14 protein-coding genes are annotated in these 13,785 nt (G+C 70.6%); 8 read left to right on the top strand and 6 right to left on the bottom strand.

The window, feature by feature from the left end; all coding sequences use genetic code 11:
* Window positions 1-223: 223 nt before the first annotated feature.
* From ACWELJ_RS07350 to ACWELJ_RS07315, 8 genes are all read left to right on the top strand, one after another.
* On the top strand, window positions 224-1,162 hold the full coding sequence (locus ACWELJ_RS07350) for a universal stress protein (protein ID WP_452365314.1): 939 nt from the start codon (window positions 224-226) through the stop codon (window positions 1,160-1,162).
* Window positions 1,159-3,549: a phosphoketolase family protein gene (locus ACWELJ_RS07345; RefSeq protein WP_452365313.1), complete on the top strand. Its 2,391-nt coding sequence runs from the start codon at window positions 1,159-1,161 to the stop codon at window positions 3,547-3,549. Before ACWELJ_RS07350 ends, ACWELJ_RS07345 begins: the two co-directional genes overlap by 4 nt.
* Before the next feature lie 144 nt (window positions 3,550-3,693).
* Complete coding sequence (locus ACWELJ_RS07340) at window positions 3,694-4,176, top strand: DUF2231 domain-containing protein (RefSeq protein ID WP_452365312.1); 483 nt, start codon at window positions 3,694-3,696, stop codon at window positions 4,174-4,176.
* 97 nt (window positions 4,177-4,273) lie between these two features.
* Complete coding sequence (locus ACWELJ_RS07335) at window positions 4,274-5,032, top strand: sigma 54 modulation/S30EA ribosomal C-terminal domain-containing protein (RefSeq protein ID WP_452365311.1); 759 nt, start codon at window positions 4,274-4,276, stop codon at window positions 5,030-5,032.
* 190 nt (window positions 5,033-5,222) lie between these two features.
* Window positions 5,223-5,810 (top strand): Rv1733c family protein, encoded by a 588-nt coding sequence (locus ACWELJ_RS07330; RefSeq protein WP_452365310.1) that lies wholly within the window; start codon window positions 5,223-5,225, stop codon window positions 5,808-5,810.
* A gap of 31 nt (window positions 5,811-5,841) precedes the next feature.
* Window positions 5,842-6,741, top strand: a complete 900-nt coding sequence (locus ACWELJ_RS07325) for a universal stress protein (protein ID WP_452365309.1) — start codon at window positions 5,842-5,844, stop codon at window positions 6,739-6,741.
* A gap of 20 nt (window positions 6,742-6,761) precedes the next feature.
* On the top strand, window positions 6,762-8,114 hold the full coding sequence (locus ACWELJ_RS07320; RefSeq protein ID WP_452365308.1) for a wax ester/triacylglycerol synthase family O-acyltransferase: 1,353 nt from the start codon (window positions 6,762-6,764) through the stop codon (window positions 8,112-8,114).
* Window positions 8,115-8,229: 115 nt separating this feature from the next.
* Entirely contained in the window at window positions 8,230-9,294 is a 1,065-nt protein-coding gene (locus tag ACWELJ_RS07315; RefSeq protein WP_452365307.1) for a hypothetical protein, read from the top strand.
* A gap of 139 nt (window positions 9,295-9,433) precedes the next feature.
* On the opposite strand, the gene ACWELJ_RS07310 is transcribed toward ACWELJ_RS07315, so the two are convergent.
* The 6 genes from ACWELJ_RS07310 to ACWELJ_RS07285 all read right to left on the bottom strand — a co-directional run.
* Complete coding sequence (locus ACWELJ_RS07310) at window positions 9,434-9,925, bottom strand: hydrogenase maturation protease (RefSeq protein ID WP_452365306.1); 492 nt, start codon at window positions 9,923-9,925, stop codon at window positions 9,434-9,436.
* On the bottom strand, window positions 9,922-11,214 hold the full coding sequence (locus ACWELJ_RS07305; protein WP_452365305.1) for a Ni/Fe hydrogenase subunit alpha: 1,293 nt from the start codon (window positions 11,212-11,214) through the stop codon (window positions 9,922-9,924). The genes ACWELJ_RS07310 and ACWELJ_RS07305 overlap by 4 nt, the downstream gene beginning before the upstream one ends.
* Entirely contained in the window at window positions 11,198-11,971 is a 774-nt protein-coding gene (locus ACWELJ_RS07300) for an NADH-quinone oxidoreductase subunit B family protein (RefSeq protein ID WP_452365304.1), read from the bottom strand. The genes ACWELJ_RS07305 and ACWELJ_RS07300 overlap by 17 nt, the downstream gene beginning before the upstream one ends.
* A complete protein-coding gene (locus ACWELJ_RS07295) occupies window positions 11,971-12,822 on the bottom strand; it encodes an FAD/NAD(P)-binding protein (protein WP_452365303.1) in 852 nt (283 codons plus the stop codon). Before ACWELJ_RS07295 ends, ACWELJ_RS07300 begins: the two co-directional genes overlap by 1 nt.
* On the bottom strand, window positions 12,819-13,328 hold the full coding sequence (locus ACWELJ_RS07290) for a cyclic nucleotide-binding domain-containing protein (RefSeq protein WP_452365302.1): 510 nt from the start codon (window positions 13,326-13,328) through the stop codon (window positions 12,819-12,821). The genes ACWELJ_RS07295 and ACWELJ_RS07290 overlap by 4 nt, the downstream gene beginning before the upstream one ends.
* Window positions 13,315-13,785: 4Fe-4S dicluster domain-containing protein (locus tag ACWELJ_RS07285; RefSeq protein ID WP_452365301.1), on the bottom strand; the 471-nt coding region annotated here is incomplete at its 5' end. The genes ACWELJ_RS07290 and ACWELJ_RS07285, both read right to left, overlap by 14 nt.

The following is a 13,785-nucleotide window of genomic DNA, read 5'->3' as shown; positions in this document are numbered from 1 at the left end:
GCCTCGTCGCGGCGCGGGGCCGGCAGCAGGGCCGTTGTTCCCGACCCGGCAGTGACCAAGGGCGGGCGAAGTCCCGATCCGGTGATCAGGGTCCGCCGCGCAGAGGCCTTTGGTCCCCGGTTCGAGGACGATCGCCAGCAGCAGCCGGGGTGGCGGCGTTCCTACCGTGAGAGGACCAGCCCGGTTCGGGCGCAGATGATTTCACCTCACCCCGGAGGTCACGATGACAGAGCAGCACTACGACGATCCGCATCGGCTGGCCTCCGCGCCCGTCGTGGTGGGTGTGGACGGCTCACCGGGAGCCGCGCGGGCGCTGCGGTGGGCGGTGGAGTACGCCGCGCGGCACCGGCGGCGACTGCACCTGGTCCACGGGCTCGACCTGGTCGGCGTCAGCCGTGGCGTGGGCACCTACGCGGTCGCCACCCAGCCGTTGATCGACAGTGTCAAAGCCGCGGGGCGGACGCTGCTCACGCGGGCCGTGCTGGCCGCGGGCGAATACGACCCGCAGGTCGAGGTCTCGTCGTCGATGTCCGGTGATACCGCCGCCCAGCTGCTGATCGAGGACAGCGAGACCGCCTTCGCGGTGGTGATCGGCGCGTCCGGCACCGCCGGAACGCTCGCGCATCTGGGCTCCACCCTGTTCGCGGTGACCAGTCATGCGCGCGGTGCGGTCATCGTGGTGCGGCCGGACCCCGATCTGGACGACGCCGTACGCACCTCCGGTCCGGTGGTGGTCGGCGTCGACGGCAGCCGGACCAGTGAGGCCGCCATCGCCGCGGCGTTCGTCGAGGCCTCCGAACGAGGCACCGGCCTGATCGCCGTGCACGCCTGGAGCGATTGGGACACCGGGCAGTACGCGGGAGAGGTGACCGCGGCGATCAACGGCGATCTGGACGGTATCGAGGAGGCCGTGCTGGCCGAACGGCTGGCGGGCTGGCAGGAGAAATACCCGGACATCGAGGTGACCCGGCGGGTCTATGTCGCGGGGGCCGCGGCCGAACTGACCGAGCTGTCGAAGACCGCGCAGCTGGTCGTGGTCGGCAACCGCGGCCGTGGTGGATTCGCCGGCCTGCTGCTCGGATCCACCGCCCACCACCTCGTCCAGCACGCGCACAGCCCCGTGATGGTGGTACACGCGGATCCCGAGGAGACGAAGCGATGACGAGGACGATGCCCGGCGCCGAGACCGCTATCCGGGACGACCTGGTCGATCTGGACGCGTGGTGGCGGGCGGCGAACTATTTGGCCGCGGGCCAGATCTACCTCATGGACAACCCGCTGCTGACCGAAAGGCTGCGGCCCGAACACATCAAGCCGCGGCTGATCGGGCACTGGGGCACCGTGCCCGGTGTGACCCTGACCTACGCCCACCTCAACCGCGTCATCATGCGCACCGGGCAGGAGATGCTGTTCGTGCTCGGTCCCGGCCACGGCGCGGCGGCGCTGACCGCGGCGACCTGGCTCGAGGGCACCTATTCGTTGCGGCACCCGGAGGTGGGCCAGAATCTGGCCGGTATGCGGGAACTGTTCCGGCAGTTCTCCTTTCCCGGCGGCGTGCCCAGCCATGCCTCGCCGCACCTGCCGGGCTCGATCCACGAGGGCGGCGAACTCGGGTACTCGCTCGCGCACGCCACCGGCGCGGCACTGGACAATCCGAATCTGGTGGTGGCCTGCATGATCGGCGACGGCGAGGCCGAGACGGGCGCGCTGGCCACCAGCTGGCACGGGTCGCTGTTCCTGGACCGCGTCACCGACGGGACCGTGCTGCCGATCCTGCATCTCAACGGCTACAAGATCGCGAATCCGACGCTGCTGGCACGCATGTCGCGCGGTGAACTGGACGCCATGCTCTCGGCGCAGGGCTGGGAGCCGATGTATGTGGAGGGCTCCGATCCGGCCGAGGTGCACGACCGCTACGCGACCGTGCTCGACGAGGCGATGGAACGGATCCGCGAGATCCGCGACGACGCCGAGCGCGGGCTCGGCCCGCGCGACCCGTGCCGCCCGATGATCGTGCTGGCGACCCCGAAGGGGTGGACCGGACCGGCAATGGTCGACGGCGTCCCAGTCGAGGGCACCTTCCGGTCCCACCAGGTGCCACTGCCCGGTGTACGTGAGAACCCCGAACACCTCGCGCAGCTGGAGGCCTGGCTGCGCTCCTATCGTCCCGAGGAGCTCTTCGACTCCGCCGGGCATCCGGTGGAACGGATCGCGGACCTGCACCCCGCGCACCTGCGCATGAGCGCGAACCGCGCCGCGCACGGCCATGACAGCATCGACCTGCGGTTACCGTGCCCGACCGACTACGCCGTCGAATTCGACACGCCGGGAACCGAATCGGCCGAGGCGACCCGCGTGCTCGGCGGCTACCTGCGCGACACGCTGGTCGAGAACCCGCGCAATCTGCTGTTCTTCTCCCCGGACGAGCACACCTCCAACCGCCTCGACGCCATCCTCGAGGTCACCGGCCGGCGCTGGCGCGAACGGCGCATCGCGGGCGACGATCGGCTGTCTCCGGACGGCCGCGTCTTCGAGGTGCTCTCCGAGCATCTGTGCCAGGGCTGGCTGGAGGGCTACCTGCTCACCGGCCGCCACGGCGTGTTCTCCACCTACGAGGCGTTCGCGCACGTCATCGACTCGATGGTGGTGCAGCACGCCAAATGGCTGCACATGGCGGCCGAATTCGCCTGGCGCCAGCCCATTCCCAGCCTCAACTACCTGATCACCTCGCACGTGTGGCGGCAGGACCACAACGGAGCCTCCCATCAGGACCCCGGCTTCATCGACCACGTCCTCAGCAAACGACCCGAGGTCAGCCGGGTGTACCTGCCGCCTGACGCCAACTGCCTGCTGCATGTGTTCGACCACTGCCTGCGCAGCCGGGGCCGGGTCAATGTCGTCGTCGCCGGCAAGCAGCCCGCGCTGCAATACCTCGACGACGACGCGGCGCGCGTGCACTGCGACCGCGGCCTGGGCGTATGGCACTGGGCGAGCACCGATTCCGGTCGCCCGGCCGAGGTGGTGCTGGCCTGCGCCGGCGACGTCCCCACGCAGGAGACCCTGGCCGCCGCGACGCTGCTGCGAGACATGGTGCCCGACTTGGCGGTTCGTGTGGTCAATGTGGTGGATCTGGCCCGCCTGTTCCCGCCGGACCGCCACCCGCACGGCATCTCGGACGACGATTACCGCGCCGTCTTCACCGACGCCCCGGTGATCTTCGCCTTCCACGGCTACCCCTGGCTGATCCACCGCATCGCCTACCGGCGCCCAGGCCACGACGACATGCACGTCCACGGTTTCACCGACAACGGCACCACCACAACCCCGTTCAGCATGTGCGCGATGAACGGCATCGACCGTTTCTCCCTGGCGGCCGCCGCGCTCGCCGAGGTGCCCCGCCTCGCCGATCGGCTCGCCGGGCTCACCGAGCAGCTCACCGCACGTCGCGAGGCCGCCGACGTCTACGCCCGCCGCTATGGCGTCGACCCGCCCGAGGTCGCCGACTGGCGCTGGAGCGCGGACGGCGCGGTCCGTGGCGCGCGATGCTGAGCTCCGGACCGCGCCGCGCCACTGGGCCGGGAGCCCGCCTGTTCGCAGGCGGCTCCCAGCCTTCTCGCGTGGCGGTCCCAGCGTTCTCCCAGCGATGACGGGAACGCTGGTCCGCACCTCTGCCGAACCGAACGGAAGTCGCTGATGTCCACGATCGATGGGCTCCCGGCCCACATCCTGCTGGTCCACGCCATCGTGGTGCTGGCGCCGCTCACCGCACTGCTGGCGATCTCCTCGGCGCTGTGGCCGGCGGCGCGCCGGCGGCTGGTGTGGCTGACGGTCGCGCTCGCGGCGGTGGTCGCCGTGCTGACCCCGATCACCACCGAGGCGGGCGAGTGGCTGGAGAAGCGGGTCGGGCGAAACCCGGACCTGCGCAGCCACACTCATCTCGGCGACACCTTCGTCTACTTCGCCCTCGCCCTGCTGGCGGTGACGATCCTGGTGGCCGTCGTCCACGTCCGCGAGACGCGGGGTCGCGCGCTGTCGCGGATGCTGGTCGGCGCGGTCGCCGTCCTCACCATCGGGGCGGGCGTGGCCGCGACGGTGCAGGTGTACCGGATCGGGGAATCGGGCGCTCGCGCCGGCTGGAACGCGGTGGCGACACAGCCGGCGCACGCCGGGAAGTGACCCGGGAGGACCTTGGACCCTGTTCCGGGTCGATCGCCGGATGATGGCATGGGCGTTGTCATTCGGCGGAGTCGGCAGGGAACGAGGGGCATCTTCGATGAATACGAAGCGAGTGGCGGCGCTGGCGCCCGGGGTCGCGGTGGAGTCGCGCGGACCGATCACCGCCGCCGAGAAGAGCCGGGCCGATCGCGTGATCCGGCAGGTGCTGCGGCGCCACCACCTCGAGTCGCCCGCCGGCGTCCGGCTCACCAGGAACGGGAGTTTCGGCGCCACGACCGTGGCGCAGGTGAATGCGCGGTTCGCCGACACCCCGATTCGGGTGCAGGCCGACGGCCCGGGCGGCTTCGCACTCACCTTCGCCGCCGAGCGCCTCGACCGCCAGCTCGACCGGCTCACCGGAAGAGCCGAGCCGCGCTGGGCCCCGGATCCGGGTCGCGCGCCCTTGGCGAGCGTGACCGGCGAGCGGCCCATCGTCCGACGCAAGCAGTGCGGCCTGCGGGTCCTCGATCCGGTCAGCGCGGCCGCCGCCATGGACGCCAAGGACTACGACGTCCACCTGTTCATCGATGCCGAGACCGGCGAGGACGCGATCGTGTACTGGGCCGGGCCGCTGGGTGTCCGGATGGCCCGGCAACGGCGCATGCGACCGCCGTCGTCGGCGACCTGGCGGCCCCTGACCATCAATTCGCATCCGACGCGTGTCCTCACCGAAGGCGAAGCGGCCCAACGATTGTGCGGCTACGGTCTGCCTTTCCTGTTCTTCACCGATCCCGCCGATCGGCGCGGCCGTCTGCTCTACCGCCGCTACGACGGGGATCTGGGGCTGGTGGCCGGAACCGCCGTCGCGATCGATTGAGCGGGTCACGCCCATGACCACCGCCCGCGCCCTCAACGGCGTCGAAACCCTATCCGCCGATCGGCGGCCCACCAGCGGGAGACCGACGACCTCGGACCGGCGGATCGGTGACTTAAGGCCCGTCACCGGCGCTCTCGGCCACGGGATGCTGGAGGCACGGATCGGTTCTCCAGGGACGAGGTGAAAGACCATGTCGCACAATTCCTCACTGGCGTGGCGGGTGTGGCGGCTGCGACCGTGGAATTCGAACCCGCTCATGCGGGCCACGGATCGCTGGGAGACGCTCGCCCGCCTGCTGGTTCTGGCCCTGATGCTGCTGGCGGTGCCGGTGGCGGCCGCGGTCGGGACCGCGACCTACAGCAGCTCGGCCGAGCGCATCAGCACTGAGAACGCCGCGAAGACCGAGGTGCTCGCGACCGTGCTGACCGAGCCGAAGCAGACCGTGGCGGCCGGCCCCGCGCAGGCCGCGCATTACGAGGTCCAGATCCAGTGGAAACACGATGGGAGCCTCGGGAAGGGAACCGTCGAAGTCCGCCGTGACACGAAGGTCGGTTCCACCGTGCAGACCTGGCTCGGAGCCGACGGCCTGCCCGGGGACCCGCCCCGGGAACCGGGATCGGCGGTGCTGAACGGCATCGGTACCGCGGTCGCGTTGCTCGTGGGCATGGGCTGCGCGCTGCTGGCGGTGCTGTGGTGCGTGACCCAGCTGCTGGACCGGGTGCACGCCGTGCGCTGGGAAGCGGAGCTGCGTGGGCTCGGCCGCCCCATCGGAACGTAACCGGCACTGGACCATCGGAAGGACACCGATCATGACCGACGACTTCGACCCTCGTGCCGCGCAGCCGCGTTCGCGAATCATCGCCGCCGTCGACGGCTCGGCCACCTCCTATCAGGCGGCGGTGTGGGCCGTGGTGGACGCGGGGCTGCACGGTTGCGGACTGCACATCGTCACCTCGATCTCGCTGCCGGTCGGTGAGGTGCCCGGCGAACTGCTCGGCGCCGCCGATCGCGAACTGCTGGCCCGGGACGGGCAGCGCATCGTCGACGAGGCGGTCCGGGTGGCGCGCGCCGGCGCGGCCGGCGCGGCCGTCGAGATCACCACCGAGGTGATCCACGAACCGATCATCGGTTACCTGCTCGCGCAATCGGGGCGGGCGCGGGCGGTGGCGCTGGGCAGTCGCGGTCTCGGCGCGATCCGCCGCGGCGTACTCGGGTCGGTGGCCGACGCGGTCATCCGGCACGCCCGGTGCCCGGTGGCGGTGATCCACGCGACCGCGGCGACCGACCCATTGTCCGCGGAGAAGCCGGTGCTGGTCGGCGTCGACGGCACCCCCAACAGCGTTCCCGCCCTGGAACTCGCCTTCGCCGAGGCCGCGGCGCGCAAGGTCGGGCTGACCGCGCTGCACGCCTGGACCGACGTGCTCGGCTCGTACGTGCCGCTCATCGGCTGGGAGCCGTTGCGCGCGCAGGAGAACGAATTGCTCTCCGAGCGGCTCGCCGGTTTCGGTGAACGCTATCCCGAGGTGACCGTGCGCCGCCTGCTGGTGATGGAACGCCCGGACCAGGCGCTGCTGCGGGAATCGGAGTACGCGCAACTGGTCGTGGTCGGCAGCCGTGGCCGCGGCGGATTCGAGGGCATGCTGCTCGGATCCACCAGCTCCACCGTGCTGCACAACATCGAAACCCCGACGATCGTCGTCCGCGCATAATCGAAGATCAGGGGTCGGTCATGACCGAATTGCAGCCGCTGGACGCGGGATTCATCGAACTCGAGGACGCCGACCGGCGCGTCAGCCTCGGCATCGCGGCGGTGGCGATCCTGGCCGGGCGGCCACCCGGACGAGCGGAATTCTCGGCCCTGCTGGCCGAGCGCGTCGCGGGAAACGAGCGCCTGCGACAGCGCATCCGGCGCGCGCCGCTGGATCTGACCGTACCGGTGTGGGAGGAAGACCCGAACTTCGATCTGGCCCACCACGTTCGATGGGCCGCGTTGCCCGGACCCGCCGATGAGACGGCCTTGCGTGAGTTCGTCGCCGGCGAGCTCGTCGAACGTCTGGATCGTGATCATCCGATGTGGGAATGCGTCGTCGTCGAGCGCTTGGCGGATACGCGCTGGGCGCTGATCGTGAAGGCGCACCACAGCCTCGTCGACGGCGTCTCCGGGGTAGGCCTGTTCGAAAGGCTATGTGATGCACCGGTATCCGATCCGCGGCTGCGCGCGGTACCCGCGACCGACGCGGCCGGCGGGCAGGGCTGGTTCGACCGAGTCGTCACCGGGTTGCGACTGCCGCTGGACGTGCCACGGTACGCGGTCGGGATGATGCGCAGCCTGATTCCGGTGGTGGCGGCGTTCGTCTCGGTGCCCGAGGCGTCCTCGCTCAACGGCCCGATCGGCCGCCAGCGGCGTTACGTGATCGCCCGGGCCTCCCTCGCGGAGATCCGCGAGATCGGCCGCGGATTCGACGCGACGGTCAACGACGTCGTGCTCGCCGCGGTGACCTCGGCGTACCGCGGTGTCCTGCTGGGGCGCGGGGAGCACCCCACCGGCAGGACCGTGCGCATCCTGGTGCCGGTGTCGATGCGGGCCGCCGACGCGAGATCGCTACTGGACAACCGGGTTTCGGCCGTCCTGTCGCTGCTTCCGTTGCATCTGGACGACCCGGTGGAACGCCTGTGCACCATTCATCAGCGCATGGCCCGCCATAAGTCCAGCGGCGCGGCGCAGGCGGAGAAATCGCTGCTCGACCTGGCTGGGCGGCTGCCGTTCGCACCGGTCGCCTGGGGCATGCGGCTGTGGTCGCGGCTGCCCCAGCGTGGGGTGACGGCGGTGGCGACAAACATCCCCGGCCCGCGCCGTACCCTCACCCTGCTGGGACGCGAAGTGCTGGAATTGATTCCGGCGATCCCTATCGCCATGCGCCTGCGCACCGGCATCGCCATCCTCAGCTACCGCGACCAGCTGACGTTCGGCATCACCGGCGACTACGACTCGACCCCGGACCTGGAACGGATCGCCGATGGAATCCATTCCGCCATAGCCGATCTGCTCGCCGCGGCGCGGACACGACGCCCGGTGGACTGACGGTCACCGTCGAAAGGCCGCAGCGCCTGGGACTTTGGGTTCTGTCGCAGGTCAGGGGCCGCGGCGCACGATCAGAACAGCGGGGCGGTCCCAGCGCCCGCGGACGGAGGACACGGTGGCCACCAAATACGAGACTCCCGGAATCGGGGCGGCGGCGATGCTGCTCGCCCTGCGGCTGCCCACCGGGTTGCGCCACTCGGTGGGGGAACTGCGCTACGAGGCGGGAGTCTCCGGCCGGCGGATCGCGCTCCCGGTCGGCTATGTCCTCGACGGCGACTGCGCGGTGATCCGGGTCGGTCACGCGGGCACGAAAACCTGGTGGCGCAACTTCCGCGCACCGCATCCCGCCGCGATCCGAGTCGACGGCGAATGGCGCACCGGCCTGGCCCACCTCGCGGTGCCGGACACGCTGGCCTACGAACAGGTCGACGCGATCTACCGGCAGGCGCATCCACGATCCAGCTCCCCGGCCCGGGATCCGTATGTGGTGATCGACCTCGCGGCGCCCGCGTCCGGGCTGCCCCGCGCGGAGGATCTGCGCCGGCGATGGTTCGCCCGGGTGACGATGGGGGAGCTGCTCGGATTTCTCGCACCGGCGCTCGCGGGCGCGCTGACCGTGCACGCGGGCGCCGCGGTGCTCGCCGCGGTCATGCTGGCGGCCGGCGCCGTCGAGGGCGCGGTCCTCGGATACTTCCAGGCCGGCGTGCTGCGAACCTTGCTGTCCGGGTTGAGAATCGGGACCTGGACGGCGGTGACGTCGGCCGGTGCGGTCGTCGCCTGGTCGATCGGGGTGCTTCCCATGCGCTACGGCGAGCGATTCGGCGACTGGCCCACCGCGGTGCAGGTCCCGGTCGCGGTCACGGCCGCGCTGATCCTGATCTTCTCGATCGGCGTCGCGCAGTGGGCGGTCCTGCGCCGCTTCACCGATCGAGGCGCGCTCTGGATCCTGGCGACCGCGGTCGCCTGGATCGGCGGCCTGCTCGCCTTCATGCTCGTCGCGCCCCCGCTGTGGCAACCGGGTCAGTCCCCGGTGCTCGTCGCCGCGATCGGCGTGCTGGGCGGCGCGGCCATGGCGTCGGTCATGGCGTGGATCACCGGCGCCTTCCTGCCGCGCGTCCTGGCCGCCGACCATCTGCTCCCGCTCGATACCGACAGCCACGCCGAGGAAGTGCAGCCATGACCACGAAAACGTCCCGTACGCAAGAACGCTGGACGCTCATCGCCTTCGCGACCGCGTTGGTGGTGGTGCTGGCGGGGGCGATCCTGCTGGCCGTTCTCGCCCGCTGATCCGATCGCCGCGCGCCCGGTCGCGCCGGTGGTCACCCGCCGGGCGCGGCCGAGTCCACGGGGATGCCGACGCGGGCCAGCTCGGTCAGCACGGCGGTGATGACCTCGGGGAGCGCGGTGGCTACCGGTGCGGAGAGACCGACGCCGAGATCGAGGCGTTGCGCTTCGACGGCGATGACGACGAGTTCGGCGGGCACGCGGCCGAGGGCACGGCCCAGCGGGAGCGCGTCGGGTACGCCGAGGGCGTGCGAGCTGGCCGCGTGGGTGAGCCCGCGCAGCGCGTCGACGGTGGTGCGCCAGACCCGGCCGGGGGTGCGGGGGTCGCACAGGACCGCGTCGATCACGACCGCCAGCCGGACACCTGCCCACAGGTCGAGCAGGCCGGTCGGCTCGCCGTCGCACTGAGCCACCAGAACTCCGGGGAGGCGGAGCGTTTCGAGTCGCCTCGCTACTTCCGGTCCGACGCCGTCGTCGTGGCGGAATTCGTTGCCGACCCCGATGACGACGGCCCGCGGCTCGGTCATCGGCGTACCATCTCCAGCTCGAGGAAGTGCGCCGAACACGAGATGCACGGGTCATAGTTGCGGATGGTGCGCTCGCACAAGGCGGTCAGCCCGGCATCTTCGAGATCCAGATGGCCGGCCACCACGCGGCGCAGATCGTCTTCGATGGCGGCCTGGTTCTGGGACGTCGGCGGCACGATGGTGGCCGCGCGGATAGTGCCCGCCTCGTCGAGCTCGTACCGGTGATAGAGCAGTCCGCGCGGGGCCTCGCTGATGCCGTGGCCGACCCCGGGTCGCGGTGCGCACGGCATCGCCGGGCGGTCCGGTGGCGTGTACTCGCCGATCAGGCGCAGCGCCTCGTCGATGGCGTACACCACCTCCACGGCACGAACCACGATGCTGCGGAACGGATTACGGCATTGCTCGCCGAGTCCGGCCGCGGCGGCGACCTCGCGAGCCAGCGGCGACAGCGATCGGGACTCGAGGCTGTAGCGGGCCAGGGGACCGGTGAGATACCGGCGGCCGTCCAGCCGTGCGTGCAGTGCCGTGGAGTGCGGCACCTGTTGTTCGATCACATGCTCGCCGAACTCCTCGGCCGGGAACGTCAGTCCGGTGCTGGTCGACACGACGCCGTTCTCGATGGCGTACACGCCCGGCGAGGTGGCCGCCATCAGATCGTGGTCGAGTTCCAGGTCCGGGAATTCGAAATCCGCCACTCGCCGGGTGGTTTCGATCGCATAGTCCCGGGCCCGGCGCAGTTGTTCGGCGACCGGTTCCAGATCGGCGCGGCGCGGCACCGAGTAGAAGCCGCCGACCCGGACATTGATCGGGTGGATGGAACGGCCCCCGATGAGTTCGAGCAGGGCATTACCCGCCTTCTTCATCGCCAGTCCGTGCTCGATCAGGTCCCGGTGGTCGGCGGCCAGGGCGATCGCGTCCGGATAGCCGAGGAAGTCGGGCAGGTGCAGCAGGTGAATGTGCAAGGCGTGACTGGAGATCCATTCGCCGCAGTACAGCAGCCGCCGCAGCGCGGCCAGCGGCGGATCCAATGCGACGCCGCAGGCTTGTTCGAGCGCGTTGCAGGCGCTGGTCTGGTACGCCACCGGGCAGATGCCGCAGATCCGCGCGGTGATGTCGGGCGGTTCGGTGTAGGCGCGGCCACGCAGGAACGCCTCGAAGAAGCGCGGCGGCTCATAGATATCGAGCTCCGCGCGCAACACCCGCCCGCCCTCGACGACGACGCGCAGCGCGCCTTCGCCTTCCACCCGGGCCAGCGAGCTGACCCGCAATTGCCTACTGCGATGGCTCATCTCGGCTCCTGTCGGCGAAGGCGGGGGCGGCCGCCGCGAAGGTGCTGAACACGCGGTCGATATCGGCGGTCTCCATGCCGTTGACGCGCAGGATCGGCAGCAGGGCACCGATATTCGGCTGCCGCATGGGTCCGAAGCAGCCGTAGCAGCCCCGGTGGTAGGTCGGGCACAGGGCGCCGCAGCCGGCGTGGGTGACCGGACCGAGGCAGGGGATGCCGTCCGCGACGATGACGCAGGTGTTGCCGCGGCGTTTGCATTCGGTGCAGACGCTGGTGTCGGGCAGATCCGGTGCGCGCCCGGCCAACAACGCGCCGAGGGTGTCCAGCAGCTGGCGGCGGTCGATGGGACAGCCGCGCAGTTCGTAATCGACCGGCACGTGCGCGGCGATCGGCGTGACGGTGTCGAGGGTCGAAATGTATTGCGGGCTGGCGTAGACCACCGACGCGAACTCGCCGACATCGGCGAAATTGCGCAGCGCCTGGATGCCGCCGTGGCAGGCGCAGGCGCCGATGGTCACCAGAATCCTGGATTGCGCTCGGATGTCGAGAATCCGCTGTTTTTCCTCCGGCGTGCTGATCGACCCTTCGACCAGTGACACATCGTACGGTCCGGGCTCGGCCGCGCTGCTCGCCTCGGTGAAGTGCGCGATGCGAATCCGCGTGGTGAGGGTGAGCAGTTCGTCCTCGCAGTCGAGCAGGGTGAGCTGACAGCCGTCGCACGACGTGAACTTCCAGACCGCGAGGGTGGGGATGGTCATCACAGCTCCCGGATCGACAGCAAGGGTTCGGCCACCGCGTAATCCACCACCGGCCCGTCCCGGCACAACAGCAGCGGTCCGAGCTGACAGCGGCCGCACCGCGCGACGCCGCAGCGCATATTGCGCTCCAGCGACACCTGGATGCGGGTCGATGGAATACCCTTGCGCAACAACGTATTCGCGCAGAATCGCAGCATCGGCTCGGGTCCGCACAGGAACGCGGTGGTTTTGCCGGGATCCAGCGACAGCTTGGCCAGCGGTTCGGTGACGAAGCCGACCGGCCCCGTCCAGGCGGGCGCGGGATGATCGACGGTCTGGTGCAGTTCGAGCGAGGCGTCGTGTCGCCAAGCGGTCTGGTCGGCACGGAAGAGGATGTCGCCGGGGGTGCGGGCGCCGGTGATCACCACGACCCTGCGATACTCGCCGCGCCGCGCGAGCGCCTCCAGCACGACCGGCCGCAACGGCGCCACACCGACCCCGCCGCCGACGATCACCAGATCGTGCCCGGCCGCGGAGTCGAGGTCCCATCCGGTGCCGAACGGCCCGCGCACCCCGATCGCCGCGCCGACGGGAGCGCTCTGCAGAGCGGCGCTCGCAGCGCCGACCGCGCGAATCGTGTGTTCCAGGAAAGTTCCCCTGGCGCATGGGTTTCCGCTGATCGAGATGGCGATCTCACCCACCCCGAACCGGTACAGCATCATGAACTGCCCGGCCCGGAAGGAGGCCGCGGCGCGCTCGACCGGCGCCAGCGTGAGAGTGGCGGTATCGGCGGAGTGCGCGGTTCGTCGCGTCACCCGATACGGGAGCATGACGTCGCCGTCCACCGCCTGGGCCCGCACCGCGCCGATCATCGCCCGCCTCCCTCGACATCGCGGTGAAGCGTTGCGGCAGCATGGGTTTCGGCGGTGTTGCGGTAGAGGTCGAGCAGCCGCGCCCGGGTGGCCTGCAACCGTTCCAGCAGCGCCTCGAACAGCAGCAGGGTCAGCGCGTGGCCGAACGCCGGGTCGGCGTCGGCGAATTCGGTGAGCCGGGCCGCGTCGAACTCGATCGCCCGCACGGGTTCGGCGGTGACCGCGCCGAAGTGCCAGCGGTACGGCGGCACCAGCCACGACCACCCGAGCAGGTCGCCGGGCCCGAGGGTCTGCACCACCGTCTCGCCACGACCGGGAATGTGCGCGTCGAGCACCACATGGCCGGTGTGAATGAGCCAGCACCGGTCGGCCCGCCGACCTTCCACGATCAAGCGTTGCCCGGCCGGATAACCCACCGTCCGCCCCGCCGTCGCCAACGTGGCCAGTGCCGAGTGGTCGAGGGGAGCCAGGGTGGCGAACTCGCCGAGCTCCTCAACACCGACCATGGCCGTCCACCTCCCGCAGCTCGGCCAATCGGGCGACCTCCGCGGTCAGGTCGATACCGGCCGGGCACCACGCGATGCAGCGCCCGCAGCCCACGCAGCCGGAGCTGCCGAACTGGTCGTACCAGGTGCTCAATTTGTGGCTGAGCCACTGCCGGTAGCGGCTCTCGCCCGTCTGCCGGACACCGCCGCCGTGCAGATGGGAGAAGTCCAGTTCGAAGCACGACGACCAGCGCTCCCAGCGTTCGGCGTGCTCGCCGGTGAGGTCGGTGACGTCCTCGGTGGTGGTGCAGAAACAGGTGGGGCACACCATGGTGCAGTTGGCGCAGGTCAGGCAGCGGCTCGCGACATCCTGCCAGTGCGGTGACTCCAGGGAGTCGTGAATCAGGGCGCGCACGTCGACATCCGGCATGGCCCGGCCCATCCGGCCCGCCGCCGCCGCGACCTCGGCGGCCGCGGC

It is taken from the genome of Nocardia sp. NPDC004582 (assembly GCF_053602115.1).
This window is presented reverse-complemented; position numbering and strand designations above follow the sequence as displayed.

Excerpts from the sequence above, each read along its gene's own strand:
- ACWELJ_RS07330 (WP_452365310.1), top strand. The coding sequence starts at position 5,223 with ATGTCGCACAATTCCTCACTGGCGTGGCGGGTGTGGCGGCTGCGACCG.
- ACWELJ_RS07325 (WP_452365309.1), top strand. The coding sequence starts at position 5,842 with ATGACCGACGACTTCGACCCTCGTGCCGCGCAGCCGCGTTCGCGAATC.
- ACWELJ_RS07320 (WP_452365308.1), top strand. The coding sequence starts at position 6,762 with ATGACCGAATTGCAGCCGCTGGACGCGGGATTCATCGAACTCGAGGAC.
- ACWELJ_RS07290 (WP_452365302.1), bottom strand. The coding sequence starts at position 13,328 with ATGGTCGGTGTTGAGGAGCTCGGCGAGTTCGCCACCCTGGCTCCCCTC.
- ACWELJ_RS07340 (WP_452365312.1), top strand. The coding sequence starts at position 3,694 with ATGTCCACGATCGATGGGCTCCCGGCCCACATCCTGCTGGTCCACGCC.
- ACWELJ_RS07345 (WP_452365313.1), top strand. The coding sequence starts at position 1,159 with ATGACGAGGACGATGCCCGGCGCCGAGACCGCTATCCGGGACGACCTG.
- ACWELJ_RS07305 (WP_452365305.1), bottom strand. The coding sequence starts at position 11,214 with ATGAGCCATCGCAGTAGGCAATTGCGGGTCAGCTCGCTGGCCCGGGTG.
- ACWELJ_RS07350 (WP_452365314.1), top strand. The coding sequence starts at position 224 with ATGACAGAGCAGCACTACGACGATCCGCATCGGCTGGCCTCCGCGCCC.
- ACWELJ_RS07310 (WP_452365306.1), bottom strand. The coding sequence starts at position 9,925 with ATGACCGAGCCGCGGGCCGTCGTCATCGGGGTCGGCAACGAATTCCGC.
- ACWELJ_RS07335 (WP_452365311.1), top strand. The coding sequence starts at position 4,274 with ATGAATACGAAGCGAGTGGCGGCGCTGGCGCCCGGGGTCGCGGTGGAG.
- ACWELJ_RS07300 (WP_452365304.1), bottom strand. The coding sequence starts at position 11,971 with ATGACCATCCCCACCCTCGCGGTCTGGAAGTTCACGTCGTGCGACGGC.
- ACWELJ_RS07295 (WP_452365303.1), bottom strand. The coding sequence starts at position 12,822 with ATGATCGGCGCGGTGCGGGCCCAGGCGGTGGACGGCGACGTCATGCTC.